This is a genomic window from Psychrobacter cibarius, assembly GCA_030686115.1.
Taxonomy (GTDB): Bacteria; Pseudomonadota; Gammaproteobacteria; order Pseudomonadales; family Moraxellaceae; genus Psychrobacter; species Psychrobacter cibarius_C.
Window position 1 is genome coordinate 247,643 of the sequence record CP131612.1, and the last position, 16,350, is coordinate 263,992.

The 16,350-nt window shown below is 43.5% G+C and carries 14 protein-coding genes and 4 tRNA genes; 6 read left to right on the forward strand and 12 right to left on the reverse strand.

Annotation, left to right across the window (positions count from 1 at the left end; genetic code table 11):
* Positions 1-31 precede the first annotated feature (31 nt).
* A complete protein-coding gene (locus Q6344_01050; protein WLG13977.1) occupies positions 32-544 on the reverse strand; it encodes an N-acetyltransferase in 513 nt (170 codons plus the stop codon).
* A gap of 218 nt (positions 545-762) precedes the next feature.
* Here Q6344_01050 and proC point away from each other — a divergent pair, with 218 nt between their 5' ends.
* Both proC and Q6344_01060 read left to right on the forward strand, forming a co-directional pair.
* Positions 763-1,596: a pyrroline-5-carboxylate reductase gene (gene proC, locus Q6344_01055; protein WLG13978.1), complete on the forward strand. Its 834-nt coding sequence runs from the start codon at positions 763-765 to the stop codon at positions 1,594-1,596.
* 145 nt (positions 1,597-1,741) lie between these two features.
* Positions 1,742-2,311, forward strand: coding sequence for a YggT family protein (locus Q6344_01060; GenBank protein ID WLG13979.1), 570 nt, complete (start codon positions 1,742-1,744; stop codon positions 2,309-2,311).
* 106 nt (positions 2,312-2,417) lie between these two features.
* Here Q6344_01060 and Q6344_01065 read toward each other — a convergent pair whose 3' ends face one another.
* On the reverse strand, positions 2,418-3,224 hold the full coding sequence (locus tag Q6344_01065) for a hydroxymethylpyrimidine/phosphomethylpyrimidine kinase (protein WLG13980.1): 807 nt from the start codon (positions 3,222-3,224) through the stop codon (positions 2,418-2,420).
* Between the two features lie 356 nt (positions 3,225-3,580).
* Here Q6344_01065 and Q6344_01070 point away from each other — a divergent pair.
* The 3 genes from Q6344_01070 (at position 3,581) to Q6344_01080 (ending at position 4,829) form a co-directional block, all read left to right on the forward strand.
* A tRNA-Ser gene (locus tag Q6344_01070) sits at positions 3,581-3,670 on the forward strand.
* Positions 3,671-3,857: 187 nt separating this feature from the next.
* Positions 3,858-3,934 (forward strand) — tRNA-Arg (locus tag Q6344_01075).
* Positions 3,935-4,175: 241 nt separating this feature from the next.
* A complete protein-coding gene (locus Q6344_01080) occupies positions 4,176-4,829 on the forward strand; it encodes an RDD family protein (protein ID WLG13981.1) in 654 nt (217 codons plus the stop codon).
* 42 nt (positions 4,830-4,871) lie between these two features.
* On the opposite strand, the gene Q6344_01085 is transcribed toward Q6344_01080, so the two are convergent.
* The 10 genes from Q6344_01085 to Q6344_01130 form a co-directional block, all read right to left on the reverse strand.
* Positions 4,872-5,852 (reverse strand): calcium/sodium antiporter, encoded by a 981-nt coding sequence (locus tag Q6344_01085; protein WLG13982.1) that lies wholly within the window; start codon positions 5,850-5,852, stop codon positions 4,872-4,874.
* Between the two features lie 311 nt (positions 5,853-6,163).
* Complete coding sequence (gene panD / locus Q6344_01090) at positions 6,164-6,544, reverse strand: aspartate 1-decarboxylase (protein WLG13983.1); 381 nt, start codon at positions 6,542-6,544, stop codon at positions 6,164-6,166.
* Positions 6,545-6,644: 100 nt separating this feature from the next.
* Positions 6,645-7,226 carry an aminoacyl-tRNA hydrolase gene (gene pth, locus Q6344_01095; GenBank protein ID WLG13984.1) on the reverse strand — a complete coding sequence of 194 codons (582 nt, stop codon included), beginning with the start codon at positions 7,224-7,226 and terminating at the stop codon, positions 6,645-6,647.
* 196 nt (positions 7,227-7,422) lie between these two features.
* Positions 7,423-8,097, reverse strand: a complete 675-nt coding sequence (locus Q6344_01100; GenBank protein WLG13985.1) for a 50S ribosomal protein L25/general stress protein Ctc — start codon at positions 8,095-8,097, stop codon at positions 7,423-7,425.
* A gap of 422 nt (positions 8,098-8,519) precedes the next feature.
* The gene (locus tag Q6344_01105) at positions 8,520-9,467 is read right to left on the reverse strand and encodes a ribose-phosphate pyrophosphokinase (protein ID WLG13986.1); all 948 of its coding nucleotides are present in this window, start codon (positions 9,465-9,467) and stop codon (positions 8,520-8,522) included.
* Positions 9,468-9,577: 110 nt separating this feature from the next.
* A tRNA-Gln gene (locus Q6344_01110) sits at positions 9,578-9,653 on the reverse strand.
* A gap of 243 nt (positions 9,654-9,896) precedes the next feature.
* Positions 9,897-9,972 (reverse strand) — tRNA-Gln (locus Q6344_01115).
* A 165-nt stretch (positions 9,973-10,137) separates the two neighbouring features.
* Positions 10,138-11,100 (reverse strand): 4-(cytidine 5'-diphospho)-2-C-methyl-D-erythritol kinase, encoded by a 963-nt coding sequence (gene ispE, locus Q6344_01120; GenBank protein WLG13987.1) that lies wholly within the window; start codon positions 11,098-11,100, stop codon positions 10,138-10,140.
* A gap of 232 nt (positions 11,101-11,332) precedes the next feature.
* Positions 11,333-11,965, reverse strand: coding sequence for a lipoprotein insertase outer membrane protein LolB (gene lolB / locus Q6344_01125; GenBank protein ID WLG13988.1), 633 nt, complete (start codon positions 11,963-11,965; stop codon positions 11,333-11,335).
* 156 nt (positions 11,966-12,121) lie between these two features.
* Positions 12,122-14,071 carry a tetratricopeptide repeat protein gene (locus tag Q6344_01130; GenBank protein ID WLG13989.1) on the reverse strand — a complete coding sequence of 650 codons (1,950 nt, stop codon included), beginning with the start codon at positions 14,069-14,071 and terminating at the stop codon, positions 12,122-12,124.
* Positions 14,072-14,622: 551 nt separating this feature from the next.
* On the opposite strand from Q6344_01130, the gene hemA reads away from it, so the two are divergent.
* Positions 14,623-15,978, forward strand: a complete 1,356-nt coding sequence (hemA, locus tag Q6344_01135; GenBank protein WLG13990.1) for a glutamyl-tRNA reductase — start codon at positions 14,623-14,625, stop codon at positions 15,976-15,978.
* Positions 15,979-16,350 lie beyond the last annotated feature (372 nt).

The following is a 16,350-nucleotide window of genomic DNA, read 5'->3' on the forward strand; positions in this document are numbered from 1 at the left end:
TTCGGAGGTCAGGTTATCTAGGGCTAGGTCATCAAGTCATCAGGGCATCAAGATATCTAACCATTTTGATATCTATTATTTGCATGCTTTTGTAGCATTCTTCACTCTTTTCGCCATTACCTACAAAGCCAAATTTTTGATAGAAATCAATAGCAGCCACATTATTTTCTAATACCCATAAATAAAAATGGGCATGGATATGAGATTCTAAGAGAGCTTTCAATGATACTGTCATTAATTGAGTGCCTATACCCAATCCTTGATAGTCGGGCAAAACATACAACGTGGTAATTTCATAATTTTTATTATTAATGAAGTACCCAATAAACCCCAAATTATGATGATGATCAGCATATGCTATCCAGACAATAACATCAGGATGCGCCATTAACTCCTGCCACATTTTTGTCTTATTACATAAGTTGTTTTTATCATGGATATAGGACACTGGTAACAAATCTAAATAGGCGGCATGCCAACTTTTGAAGTGAATGTTAGCAATGTCTGCATAATCCTCAGGGTTGGCTTTACGAATGAAAAACATAGTACTCTCCGTCACTGATTTTATATAATGCCCTTGTTAATTTAACCGTTTGGTTGTGCCATAGTCGATGGCAATTCAGTGGTTCGATGAAGCTTACAACGGAGTTAGATACCGTCAATTTATCAAACGATGCCAGTAGCAGTATGGTAAACTGAGTGTCATTTTACCTATCATTATGTTAGTTTGAATACCTTTGGATTTTTGAATAGGAGACATGTATGTCAGTATTAGATAATAAGAAAATCAGCTTTATCGGCGGCGGTAATATGGCGCAGGCTTTGATTAGCGGGCTTGTCAGCTGCGGTGTCAAACCGAGTTTAATTACCGTTGCTGATCCTAGCAGTGAAGCGCGTGAGCAATTGGCTGCTAAAGGATTGAACACGGTTGATCCAACTGCTGATGCAAAAGCTGCCGTTATCGATGCTGACATTGTGGTACTGGCGGTCAAACCGCAAGTGATGAAAGCAGTGGTCAGTAGCTTTGCGGATGTCTTAGACAAGCAGCTGGTGATTTCAGTGGCAGCAGGTTTGTCGACTGAGCTTTTATCTGACATGTTGGGTGGCTATGACAATATCGTCCGCGCGATGCCAAATACCCCTGCAATGATTCAAATGGGCGCAACGGGTCTGTACGGTACTGATAATATTTCTGCTGAACAAAAGCAGTTAGCAACGGCGGTGATGGAAGCATCAGGATTGGTTATGTGGGTCGATAATGAAGAACACATGCATGCGGTAACCGCCGTATCAGGGTCAGCACCAGCATATATGTTTTACTTTATTGAATCGATGGTCGATGGGGCAGTGGCTTTAGGTTTGGATAAAGAGCAGGCTTCAGCGCTCGCTATGCAAACCATGCTAGGCGCGGCAAAAATGGCGATGAATAGTGAAGACGCACCTGCTGAATTGCGTCGCAAGGTCACCTCGCCAAATGGGACAACCCAAGCCGCCGTTGAGTCAATGCAAGCTAATGATATCGGTGGTCAAATCGTTGAGGCTATGCAGGCCTGCTATGACCGTAGCCAAGCCTTGAGTGAAGAGATGAGTAAATAATCATCCCTATATCAGGCGCATTATTTGCTACAAGCGAATGACGCGCCTGAGATGTAATACTAAGCAGCAATATTAAGCACCAATACCAAGCAATGACATTCGTCATCCCAAAACTTGTTAATAATGTCACATTGAGTAGCACTTCATGAACAACATGTTATTTCAAATCTTTGATTTGGTCACCACCTTCGCCATGATGTTGGTGTTTATTCGCTTTATGCTGCAATTTGCAGGGATGGATGCCAGCAACCCCATGATTGCGCCTGCCTATAAAGCAACGCACATTGTCGACGTGTTTGGGCGTATTTTTCCAACCGTCGGGCAAGGGCGTATCAGTATTGCGGCTATCGTCTTGATGTTTTTGATTCGTTTGATCGATATCTCTGGAAAAGCAGCACTGACACATAAAGGTATCGCTCCTGTACCGTTATTTTTTACTGGTACTATCAGCTTGGTATTAGACTTTTTACGTATGTGTCGCTATCTCGTCATTGGTTCCATCATTGTAAGCTGGATTGTGGTATTTACCCAATCTCAGCATCCGATTATTGGTATCATTGTCAATTTAGCGGAGCCAATCTTGGCACCATTTCGTCGAATCACGCCAAACTTGGGCATGATTGATTTATCACCAATGGTCGCCTTCATTGCTTTTATTTTGCTTGAGATGTTTATTGGTGGCTTTGCCGCGAGCTTCATGCCAATGTTGGGTTGAGCTGGATTAATTAATAGTCACTTGAAACCTGTTATCTAAAATTATCAATAGCTATCTAAAAAAGGGCGCTCTACGAGATATAGAGCGCCCTTTTTTTATTAATTATTTAGAGGTTATGTTGAAAGTCTATAAAACGATTGGGTATTAATTGGGCTTGCTCATTATTAGGGTGCGGCACATCAGCGGCACGCAGCGTCTGGGTAATCCAGCTGTCTGCTGCCTTTACTGCATCGATAAGCGCATCACCCATTGCTAAGCGCCCAGCGATAAAGCTGGCAAGTGAACAGCCAGAGCCATGAAATTCGCCCGTTAAGCGCGGCAAGGTGCTTTTATGTACCATCTCACCCTTTATGTACAAATACTGCTCTATATCGCCGCTATCAAAGTCGTGTGAGGTCTTTACCAATACAGCATAGGTGCCTTGGGCGCATAATTCTTGCGCGCCAATGTGTAAGTCTTGCTCACCGCTTAATGCGCGTAGCTCATGAGTATTCGGTGTGATAAGAGTCGCGTATGGTAACAGCTCCCTAAATGCGCTAACGAGCGTCTTTTCATCGCCCAAACTGCCACCACTATTGGCGACCAATACGGGATCTAATACAAATGGCGTATCAGCGGTGATAAGGCGCTCAGCAAAAAATTGAGTCAGCATAGCAATATTATCAGTCGTACCCAACATACCTGACTTAATAGCTGCAACAGGTAAATCATCGAGCACTGCGGTGGCCTGATCCTTTACCAAATTTGCTGCACAAGCTTCAAAACCAAAGACTTGCTGCGAGTTTTGTATGGTAATAGCTGTACAAGCAATGGCAGCATGCGCACCTGCTTGACCGATGGCTTCTATATCCGCTTGTAATCCAGCGCCGCCTGAGGGGTCTAATCCTGAAAAACACAGTACCACTGGTCGCATAAAAATTCCTTTGACATAATCTACAATGAGTAACAAATACTATAGACACCCACTGCTAAAAAAGCCATAGTAGGTGAGAGATGGTACATAGACAATTCATCCATTAATTAATCAATTAACAACAACCTAAAGCGTGCTGACTAACTTAAACATCGTTTTTAATAGTTTTTATTGATATTTGAGCTGCTCAAGAGGCTATGAGACCATATAAACAAATAAATATGATAAAAACTGCATTAAATTTGTAGACAGTGCTTGCAATTCGTTTTGGCTTTGCTATAATACTCGCCCACGGGATAAGACGTATTATCAGCAATAATACTATTTTTTAGAACTTAAAAAGTCTTACGTCGTTTGGTGAAGTGGGTGAGTGGCTGAAACCAGTTCCCTGCTAAGGAACCATACGTTTGCGCGTATCGAGGGTTCGAATCCCTCCTTCACCTCCATTTATTCGGTTTTTAGTAGAGTAGTGACGCGATATAAAAGCGTTAATAATCTTCTGTTTTATTAAAGCAAAAAATAATTTGATTTTAATAAAAAAAGATGTTGACACAAGCGAAATTATCTATATAATAACCAACCTAATTTGCTGCAATTGTTTCTTAACAACGCAGTAAATGATGTGCAAAGTACGCGCTTGTAGCTCAGTTGGATAGAGCACTTGGCTACGAACTAAGGGGTCGGGAGTTCGAATCTCTCCAAGCGCACCATTTGCATCATCACTTCTTTAACCCAGTTAAAGAAACCTTAAAATAATCGCCTGTCTTATGACAATTTGGCGATTTTTTTATGTCTGCAATTTCTGTGTGATAGTCTTATGAGCTGATGAGTCATACGACATGGTTATACCACATTGTTATATGACTTACGGCATCTTAGGATAATGTACGATAAGACAGTGAATTACGGTACAATAGAGCCACTATTTACTGCTTGCTATGAGCTTGTACCATGTCAAAGAGTTTACCTAAACGACCTACCAAATCTGCTGCTAAAACTAAAGCATCAGCACACCATGTCTCTGAAAGTGAAGAGCTAACGATTGCTAAACCTGGCACCCGTATGGCAGCCATTCTCTATGATGGCATGTTAATTTTAGCGTTGTTGTTTTTGGTCGGTACCCTGCTAACCGTGATTGGTACACTTATCACGATGGAGACGGGTAGCGAGTCGTCACAAGCGCAGTCGCTGCCAACGTGGTATCAAAACGTGATTATGACGCCGTCTTTTATACTGACGTTAGTGGGATTCTATGGAATATTTTGGCGTCGCGGTGGGCAGACATTAGGTATGCAGACTTGGCGGTTAAAGACGGTCAATAGTAATGGTCACTTGCTAACGTGGGGACAGTCATTTAAGCGGATTTTAGCGGCCAGTATCATGCCACTTATATTTGGTATCATTGGTAGTGTCATCGATGGCTCGCGTGCTGTTCTGTTGACCAGTGTCTTTTTGGGCTTTGTCTTTAACTATGCTTTTTGCCTCTTTAACCCACGTGGTCTCGCAGTGCAAGATATGCTATCGAATACCATTACCTTAAAAATGCCAAAAACAGAGAATGAAGGACTATGGCGGGTGATTAGAAATCGCAAGCAAGGAAAATAAACCACATTATCTTCGCCATAGTCTGTTAATAGACTCTAAGCGCTACAGGTTGACGGTTTGTATTAGCCATAAAGTATAGCCGACAAAGAATAAGACCAAAGTCGACCCAGAAGTGCGACCGAATGGACGCTTACTCATAAAGGCAAACCCGCACAATACCAAGAGTAACAAGGTGACCAATCCCATCGCCACTATATCGCGCGATAAGATAATTGGACTGACTGTGATTGGCGCTATAAGCGCTGCGAGACCAACAACGCCCAAGGTGTTAAATATATTAGAGCCAATAATATTACCCAGTGCCATGTCGTGTTCGCCTTTACGGGCGGCTGATAGGCTCGATACCAGCTCAGGTAACGATGTCCCCACAGCAACAATCGTCAATCCAATCACCAGTTCGCTCACGCCCCACAGCGTTGCCAATTCTACTGCACCCCAAACTATAGCTCGCGAGCTAATGACCAGTAAAAGCATGCCGATAACTAAGCTGATGAGTCCCCGTGTTAGGGTTTGCTCGATATGTTCAGCATCGATGCTTTCTGCTATGGGTTCTCCTTCGTGCTCATGGTTGCCTTCACGTAAGCTTAGTACAATCTGAATGCCTAAAGTCACGACCAGCAGCGCTATCAACACAATCGCATCTGCTTGGTCTAATTGCCCATCACGCAGCTGCCATGCGGCGACCATAGTAATCAATACCAATAGAGGTAAATCACGCTTGATGATGCCCTTACGAATGATAATAGGGCTAATCAATACGGTTGCACCCAGTACCAGCGCAATATTGATGATGTTTGAGCCATAAGCGTTGCCTAATGCCAAATCAGGGCTGCCTTCTAGTGCCGCCAATACTGACACGACCATCTCAGGGGCGGATGTACCTATACCTAAAATCAACACACCGATTAAGAAACTGGGGACGTTGAATTTTTTTGCTAAGGCAGTGGCGCCATCAACAAAAAGGTCTGCACTCCAAACAAGAATAGCTAGTCCGATCAATACTGCAATAACTGCCAACCACATCAGTCTGTTTCCTTATTAGTGTTAATACCAAATTAGTATTAATACCAAACCTAAAAATATGCTTAGCCGTGTCAAACTCATTTAGCCTAAAAACATAGCGCTGACATTTATTTTTCTGACGACTTCATCTTTTAAGAGTGGTATAAAATGTGAATTTGCCATATAAAAATGGCATAAAAAAAGCTGAATCAGAATGGAGATTCAGCTCTCATATTAGCATAGCGGTTTTGGTTGGATAATAAGAATAACTTCAACAGCTTAGTCGATTATTTATCCTTGCTTTATCCAAAAATCTTCGGTGTTCTGGTGCTTTAAGCCACTTGTACCGGAATGATGTTTGCTGTGTCTTTTACGGTGTTGTCTTCGTTGCAATACACCAGTTTTGGCTGGTAGGTTGCCGCTTCTACTTCATCAAAATGAGCATAGGCACAGATGATAACGATATCGCCTAAATCTGCCATGTGAGCCGCCGCACCATTTAGCGAGATGATACCAGAACCCGCTTCAGCGCGGATAGCGTAGGTGCGAAAGCGCTTGCCATTGGTCACATTGTAGATATCGATAGACTCATTTTCGCGCAGACCAGCAAGATCCAATAAATCACCATCGATACCGCATGAGCCTTCGTAATGAAGTTCGGCATGGGTGACGCGAGCACGGTGTAATTTGCATTTAAGCATATTAAGTAGCATAGGTTGCTTCCTTAGCGTAACTGAGATTAATGATTCAAATCAAAAGGTTAATGGGGGATAACTTGCTAAAATAAAAGGCTATTATGGTTAAAGCATGATTTTATTCTGGCAGTTTGAAGCCATTAATTTGTGAACGTGCTTTTTCAATATCGCCATTTAGTAATAATGGAAGCGCTTCAAATGCTGCTGTCAGAGCGCTATCAATGGCAATCTGTTCATCGGGCGCAGCTTTTGAGAGCACATGACCACTAACTTTAGACTTATGACCAGGATGACCAATACCAATACGCAAACGATGGAAGTCGTTGCCGATATGAGGGGTGATATCACGCAGACCATTATGACCGCCATGACCACCATTCGTCTTAAGTTTGATACTGCCAGCTGGAATATCGAGCTCATCATGAGCAATCAGTAATTCATCATTTTCAATGCCATAAAATTTCACCATCGGCACCACTGACTGACCAGACTTATTCATAAAGGTGAGCGGCATCAATAGACGTACGTCATGCCCATGAATCTGCCCACGTCCTGTGATTCCATGAAACTTTTTATCATGAGAGAGGGTAATGTTGAACTGCTGAGCCAAGTGATGGACAAACCAAAACCCTGCATTATGACGTGTAAACATATACTGCTGACCAGGATTACCAAGACCGACAATAAGCTTTATGGCCATAAAAACACCCTGCTTAAATTGAATAAATGAGGCATAAGGTTTGTGATTATGCTATTTATTCATAGCATATCTGTTATTTTTCAAACCTTACTTACAAAAACAGCAGGAGATATTTATCACCTGCTGTTTTTTGACTAAACAAACCTTGTATTACATAGCAGACGCTAGATTGCGTGCTCTATGTAACCGTGGTTTATTATTCGCCGTCTTTGTCTTCAGTACCTTGCTCAGTAGCAGGTACGTCAGCAGCATCAACTTCTTCAGCGTCTGCGTCAACTTCTTCAACCGTTGGTGGCTGCATGTTAACGATAGTACGGTCGTGAGCATCTTCCATGTCAAGATCAAAGATGATAACGCCTTCAGGTAGTTTGATATCTGATAGACGGAATAGATCACCGATTTCCATGCCTGATACGTCAATTTCTAGGTATTCAGGTAATTGTGATGGTAGGCAAACGATTTCGATATCAGATACTAGCGTTGATAGAACACCACCAGCTTTAGTACCAGGCGCTTCTTCACGACCAGCAAAATGCACAGGAACGTTCATGTTGATTTTCTGACCTTTTACAACGCGCTGGAAATCAGCATGCATTGGGAAGCCTTTAGCTGGATGGCGTTGCAAGTCTTTGATAACCGCTTGATGCTCTACGCCATCAACATTGATTGTCAAAATGTGTGAGAAGAACGCTTCGAATTCAAGTGACTTTACTAGCTCGTTGATCTTGATAGAGATAGACGTTGGCTCTTCGTTACCACCATAGATGATAGCAGGAACTAGATTCTGCTTACGTAGGCGGCGGCTCGCACCTTTACCTTGTTGCTCAGCAGAACGATCAACAGCGTTTAGTTCAAAATGATTAATGCTCATGGATATAATCCTATAAAAAGAATGATGAAGTGTCTGGTCATAAAAAAGTGGATTTGCGACCAATCCACTAATACGTGATGATAGCTAACATTTATGATTGCTAATAAAATTCACAATTGCTAAATGTAGCCATTTGCTCATCATAACGATTTTTTGGATAGTCATTATCATGACAATCGTTACTTTTGGGCATGATCAGCACTTTTGAGAATGCCAACCTAATTAAATCGAACAAATGGTTGGCACAGGCGCGCATTATACGTGATTTTGTAGTAATAATAAAGACCTACGCAAAATGACTGTGCAGCACCAATAGCCAAAAAAAGCGTCAAGTAAAGATACTTGACGCTTTTTTTTAAACTTAAGCAGTGTTTTATAACGAGCATTGCCAACAGAAAGTAGAGCAAGTGCTCATTAAAAATCTAAGCGTCAAACATGGCGCTGATAGATTCTTCGTTATTGATACGGCGTAAGCTTTCAGCAAGCATCGGTGCGATACTCACTTGGCGGATTTTGCTACAGGCTTTTGCCGCTTCAGACAATGGAATCGTATCGGTAACAACGACTTCGTCTAGCGCAGATTCACTGATATTTTGTAGTGCGTTGCCTGATAGGACAGGGTGCGTAATATAAGCCAATACGCGACGTGCACCGTTTGCTTTCAATGCTTCAGCTGCTTTACATAGCGTACCTGCGGTATCAACCATGTCATCGACGATGACGCAATCACGGTCACGAACATCGCCGATGATGTGCATGACTTGCGACTCATTGGCACGGGCACGGCGTTTATCGATAATCGCCATGTCAGTATCGCCCAACTGTTTAGCCATAGCACGCGCACGCACCACGCCGCCGACGTCAGGAGAGACAACCATGATGTTATCGTAATCTTGTTTTTGTAGGTCGTTAAGCAATACAGGCGTGCCGTAGATATTGTCTACAGGAATGTCAAAGAAGCCTTGAATCTGATCTGAGTGCAAATCAACCGTCATCACGCGATCGATACTCACGATGTTTAGCATGTCAGCGACGACTTTAGCAGAGATAGGCACACGAGCAGAACGTGGACGACGGTCTTGACGGGCATAACCGAAGTAGGGCATGACTGCTGTAATGCGACCCGCACTAGAGCGACGCAGCGCATCGGCCATCATCATGATTTCCATCAAATTGTCATTGGTTGGTGCACAAGTTGGCTGCATGATGAACACGTCTTTACCGCGCACGTGTTCTTTGATTTCTACGGCGATTTCGCCATCAGAAAAACGCGTGATATCAGCTTTACCAAGAGGTATATGGAGATGATCGGCTACGGTTTTTGCTAATTCAGGGTGGGCATTACCCGTAAAAATCGCCAAATAAGGCATGACAGAAGTCCTATTGATTGACTCAAGCAGCGACCGCTAAGCAGTGTCAAACTGCTCAAATTCAGAAAAGAGTGGTGAAAAGTTTTGATGACTACTATTACAGTAAAAAATGGCAGGGGTAGCTGGACTCGAACCAACGGATGTCAGGATCAAAACCTGATGCCTTACCAACTTGGCTATACCCCTGTAATGTCTAGGCTGTGTACGTCGATATCTAAAAGCAACTTTTAATAAAAGTCATTGTTAGAATAGCGTCACGACCTGTTCGCTATATTATAAACGGATAAACCATTTAAAACATAACTTTCCCTAGCGGTGTCCATTGCGAACTATACCGAAACTGGGATAACGTTGTCAATGTCAATAAGATAAGCGGCTATTTATAAACCACCTATGATCACTGCATATCAAACGCTTCGTACTAAAAAATGGCAGGGGTAGCTGGACTCGAACCAACGGATGTCAGGATCAAAACCTGATGCCTTACCAACTTGGCTATACCCCTATTGAGGCGACCTATTATAATTAAATTTTCAGATTTTGCAAGTCATTTGCGCCTTTTTATGGCTTTTATTAAAAAATAGGTCAAAAAAAACGAATATCAGGTCAACAAAGCGCTTTACGCTGTATTTATAATCATTTTATCTTCGCACTACAGCTCAAATCTAACTCATAGATTACGAACTAAATATGCAGAACAAGGCGCCTCTTCAATCCACTTTGCTAAAAGTGCTTTGTCAGTAGCCACGCTTGCATCCAAAGGCAAGAACACCGCGCTACCAGAGCCTGTCATTCGTGCTGTGCCGAGTGCTTGCGCCTCTAACCCTTGTAAGTAACGTAATGCTGCGCTGACGGCAGGGGCGAGGCTCGTCACCACTGGCGTAAAGACATTGTGATAGGGCGTGGTCAGAGTTTGTACATAGTCATTGAACTGGTTTTTGATGGTTTCAATTGACAGCTCGGCGATATCTCGTTGTAGCTTGGGATGCGCAAAAAGCTGGGCAGTATTAACGTGAGCATTGGGGGTCAATACTAAATATTGCTGGTCGGGCAACTTGATTGCGGTCAACTGCTCCCCAATACCCATCGCAATCGCATCCTGACCAAAGATGAAGATTGGCACATCTGCGCCAATAGTGGCAGCAATTTTTATAAGCGTATCTTGATCAAAATTAAGCTGCCAAATTTCATTAAGTGTCATCAATGTCGTTGCGGCATTGGATGAGCCGCCACCCAAGCCTGCACCCATCGGCAAATGCTTATCTAAAGCGATATGCACCTGTGCTAACTGCTCAGGTAGAGTATTTGACTGTATGGCAGCCGCTAGCAATACACGCGCTGCTTTAAAGATTAAATTGTCTTCTATATCGGCAGTTATAGTCTCTGCACCAACCAATATTATAAGTTGATGACAGCACTTATTCGCATCTAGTTCACTATCTACTGTAAAAATTACGGCTTCATCTATGACTGAGAAATGCAAATAATCGCCCCAATCGAGCAAGCGAAAAACGGTTTGTAAATTATGATAGCCATCAGCACGCTTACCTGTGATATGCAAAAACAGATTAATCTTTGCCGGTGATAAGCGGGTGATGGTGGAAGTAGGCGTAGCGGCTAGGTTTTTAATCATAGTTCTTAATGATTGTTCTTAGTGATAGTTTTTAATCATAACTTTTCGCCATAATCATCAGTCATAGACAGCTATTTTAATAAATATTGACGATTTGATAGTTATAGTTAAGTTCATACAAATCCGCTACATCGTCAGCCTCGCTAACCATACCAATGTATAGCTTGCAATCGGCTTCCTTGTATCGAAATCATTTGAATTTAACTATATTTATTCATAATTCAATGACGTCTTAATGATTGATCGTCATTACTACCTTATTGCCTTGTGGCAGCACAGCACTGATTTTATTTGGTAACTTATCGGACCCTTTATAGGTGAAGCTTGCGGTCCATTCACCATTGACTGAGCTGATTAAACGATTCTGATCATCGAGCTGTGGTGCGCTATCGGAAGGCGCTGGGCGACCAGATATCCAATAGGGCATTTGTGAAATAGGCGCTTGCCATCCTGTGGCCTTTTTGAGCAAAGTCTCAGGATCATCAGCAGTTAAGGTACCTGTTTTTTCGCTGACTAAAGTGGCGGTTTGACCATTATACTCGATGTTGGTTTTACCAATACCGAGCGCGCCGATCAGCTCAATGGCAAAGCGATCATTCTGCTGCCCCCATGCATAGAACGCACTACCACCTTGAGTGCCTGTGGTGTCATTGGCGGGCATCGTTACACCGATTTTGCCAGTGATATTAAAGTTCTCAAGCTTTTGCGGCTGCTCAGCGTTTTGACCTTGTAAGGTCGCGCTGGGTTGGTTAGTAGCGTTGGCTGTTTTTAGTGATTGACAACCAGACGTGATGACGAGCGCGGTTGTCACGGCAGCGAATAGCGCCAATTTATTAGGCTTATTAGCATGGACCAATACTGACATGATGTTTCCTCAAAGATAGACAAATTTACGAAATCATTGTTTCGAAAATAGATTAGCTTAATGGTTGTATGTTACTCAGTTATGCGTGGCTGTTAGTATCTTATGAGTGCCTTGTAAGCATAGCACGCGACGATTTGTCCACTATAAAACGGCGGGTCAGTAAAGCTGTATGCGGTCATTGATATTGTGTTGCCCAAATGAGAAGCGCTGCTGCAAGTCTGCGAGTAATGCCTCGACTTTTTCATTGTTGCCTAAACCTTGATAAGCGCGTAGTAGTAAGCTGCCAGAGCGTAAGGTAGGAAACACGTCGTAAGGGGTCTGCAGGTAGTCGATGACTTGTTGATAGTTTTCATTGGCCAATGCATTGCCAGCCAGCACATTCAGCGCTTGCAAGTGCAGCTCATTGTCATAACGTGGGTCATCATAGCGAATTTGAATGATGGCGGTGGCCAATGCCAATCCTTGTTCAGAGCTGCGTTCATTGGCTAGCAATAACTGCGCGTAACTGAGCTGGTAGGAGAGGTTGGTTGGGTCAAGTGCTTGCAGATGATTGAGCAAGGTGCGCTTAACGATATAGTCATCTTTGTCGTCAAGGAGCTGAGCGCGTGCGAACAAGAGCATCTCATTATCAGGATATTTGCGAGCAGCTTTGGTTAGTAGGCGCAGAGCTTCTTCGGACTCATTTTGCTGCCATAAAATATCGGCTTGTAGCACAAAGGTATCTGGAGCAAAGACGTTAAAGTCTTTACGCAGCTTTTCTAAAGTAGCAATCGCCGCATCTACATCGCCGTTAAGCAATTCAAAAGCCACTACTTTTCTACGAGCCTCTAATACCAAGTCTTCTTGCATGACACCGTTGAGATAGTATTTGGCTTGGTCAAAGCGCTGCTGACGCTCGGCACTGATACCAAGGTAATAATAAGCTTGATCAAGGTAAGCGGGGTTTTTTGCGAGCATATTGAGTAGCTCATCGGCACTGTTATATTCTTCGATGTCTAAGCTCACCAACGCAGCCAACAAAGTAATCTCGGCATCATCAGCGAAGCGACCATGGGCATCCAGCAATAATTGCCACGCTTCTTGGCTTTGCTTTAAGTCAAGCAAGTAGCGAATCTCATACAGATAGAGACTTTTACTATCGGGATTACGCAGGCGTGCTTGGCTCACATAATTGACGACGGTTTCAGCCGTGACGATTTTGCGCAGTATGTCTGCCTTTAGCGTAATAAAAGGTACATAGTCAGGCTGGCGTTCTAGCGCCCGATTGATATGAACAATGGCAATCTCAGGCTCGTTAAATTGGTAAAGCAACCCTGCTTTCAATACCGACAATGAGGCATTCTGCTCGCTATCTAGTGGTTGCAAAGCGGCAAGTAATTCACGTTTGTCTTCATCATTGTTTGGATAGATACCGATAAGGATTTCGCTTAAGTCCGCTCGAGGATCATAAAGCAAAATACGATTTAAGGTTTCGCCAGCTAACAGATAATCGTGTGCTCGCAGGGCCAAATGCGCCACATAAAACCAAGCAGGCACGTGATCCGGATTTTGGTCTTGCCATGACTTGGCAAATTGTAACGATTTCTCCACCCTTTCAGTGCGTAAAGAAAGGCTGAGCGCTCTTTCAAATACGGCAGTTGCATCGTCTTTAAACGCTTGCTGCTTATAGATAGTAATCGCTCGTTGTCTATCACCGCGATCTGCTGCGAATTCTGCATCAAGCAGCGCATACAGGCTAGGCTCTTTGAGCTCAGGTTGCCATAAGATAGTTGGTGCTAACCCATTAATATTGGCGACATTTTCTATTGGTTGTGTGTTGGTAGGAGCAATTGCTGGTAGCGTTGAGCGGCTATTATCATTGCCGTCGCTACGGACTGCCTTGTCGTTCTTATCAGCAATGGATAGTTTGGGTACATGGGCTTCGAGCGAGATATCAGGATGACTGGCATGAACGGAAGACGATCCTAAGCATAGGCAAAAGGCCAACGACAAGGTTAGCTTATAACGCTGGCACAGACGTTCGATAACCGCATGCAATAGAGCACGCAGATTAGATTGGTCGTCATGCGCAAGTTGTGATCGAAATAATGACCCAAAAAAAATCATAGATAACCGTATTCGCCCATTGTTCATCTATATCGATAAGACAATTTTATTTTAATCATTTCAAACTAATTATTGGTAACGAGTACCCATGCCTGACATTATAAAAGCAGACTGATGGGATAAACAATAGTGCCCGTGTTACTCCGTTATTAATAGCAGCCGCTCTACCAAATTTTTGCTAACAAAGTAGGATTGGCCGATAACCTGTATCAACGGGCTCTTTCATTGGTTGTAAATCTTCGCCTAAATATTGTGAAAATATAACAAGTTAACGTCAAGTAAGCGAATGATTTTTATCCATTTCTATAAGCGCTCGCTAAAACATAGATATTGGTTTTAACAATCGTATCGGTAGTTGATTTGTTACTCATGTGCCCAGATACAAGCAAATAGCTATCATCGATAGCTGAGTGTTAATTAAAGCTGGCAATAATGATATAATAGGCGGCTTTTAGAGTCTTCCTTTCAGCGCTGTCGTCTACAACTGTCTTTTAAAAATAATGAGATAGCGTGGGCTGGCAGGTGAGCGTCATGTTTATGGTCTATCAATAATGAGATTAGTGGTCATTGGGGTCAATCACAAAACTGCACCAGTCGCTCTGAGAGAGCGCTTGGCGCTTGTGGGTGACGATGTGAATATCGCTCTCAAACAATTAGAGGCCTTTACTGATGGCAGTGTGATTGTTTCTACTTGCAATCGTACGGAAATCTATGCGCTTGTGCCGCAGCTAGCAGAGCCGCAAGATGTGCCCTCTATGTCTGCTAATGGCGCGGTCGGTGCTCAGACATCTTCGGCGGCTATTAGTGCTCATATCTTAAAAATTAAAGCGTGGCTTGCTGACTTTAAGCAGTTGTCACTGTCTGAGATTGATCCCTATCTTTATGTGCACCGTGACACTCACGCGCTGACCCATTGGCTTAGAGTTGCCGCAGGGCTTGACTCTATGATATTGGGTGAGCCGCAGATACTCGGTCAAATCAAACGCTCAGTACAGCTCGCGCAAGAACAAAAAGCCCTGAGTAATCAGCTTGGCTGGATTATCGATCAAGTATTTGCTGCCGCCAAACGCGTACGTAATGAGACCCAAGTGGGTGCTCAAGCGGTATCGCTTAGCTATGCGGCCGCCAAATTAGTGACGCAAATATTTGATGATTTGCCTAGTCGCACTTTGCTGGTGGTCGCGGCAGGTGAGATGAACCGTTTGGTTGCTACCCACATTGCTGGGCTTGGTGTAGGTCGCGTGATTATTTGCAACCGCAATCCTGAGCGCGCTGAAGCGCTGGCAGTGGAGCTGCGCCGCGCAGGTCACTTGGTAGAAGTCAGACCTTTGCAAGAGTTACCACAAGTTTTAGCAGAAGCCGATATCGTTAGTAGCTGTAGCGGTAGTATGGATGTGTTGATCGATAAAACCATGACTTTGCGGGCGCTGAAACATCGTCGTTATCAGCCCATGTTGATGATTGACTTAGCCGTACCGCGCGATATTGACTCGACCATTAGTCGTATCGATGATGTTTATCTCTACTCTGTCGATGATTTACAACACGTGATCGCTGGAAATATTGAACAGCGGAGGCAAGCAGCAGTTGATGCAGAATTGCTCGTTAGCCAATTAGTCGTTGAGATGGATCGCAGCTTTCAAGTGCGCCAAGTCGGTAAAGACATTCAGCAGTATCGCGCGCATACGCAGGATCAAGTAGATAAACTCCTGCATGAATCCATTGCCAAGCTACAACAGGATAATGCCAGTCCTGAAGATATTATCATTGAGCTGTCACGCCGCCTGACGCAGACGCTAACCCACGCACCATCGAAGCTTATGCGCAAGGCTGCCCGTGAAGGGGATAGTGAGTTGCTAGACTTTGTGGTGTCTGGGCTGCAAGAGGCTCATCGCGGACGTCGATAGTTATTATTGACTGATCAAAAAAACATAAGCGGCGCAAACGTTATTATTGCGCAAACATATCGTTGTCAACCTGCATTATCAGTGCTAATATCAAGCTGTTATGAGTATATTAAGCGATGATAATCTTTTGTTATATGCGAGCGGTTATTCTCCAAAAACCTTAGTGTATATGTTCTCGCTTGATGCCTATTCATCTCATCAGTTGTTAGTGACCATTATTAGCCTACCACCGCGTAGCCCCTATAGTGGCGCACCTGTTCTGTACGACTTTGTCTAAAATCAATAAAAACACGGCGTGCAAAACACAATCACCAACGGCAATAGCGCTAGGATAAAGTGCTATATCGTCAACCCTGCGTCATGCTCTCGACT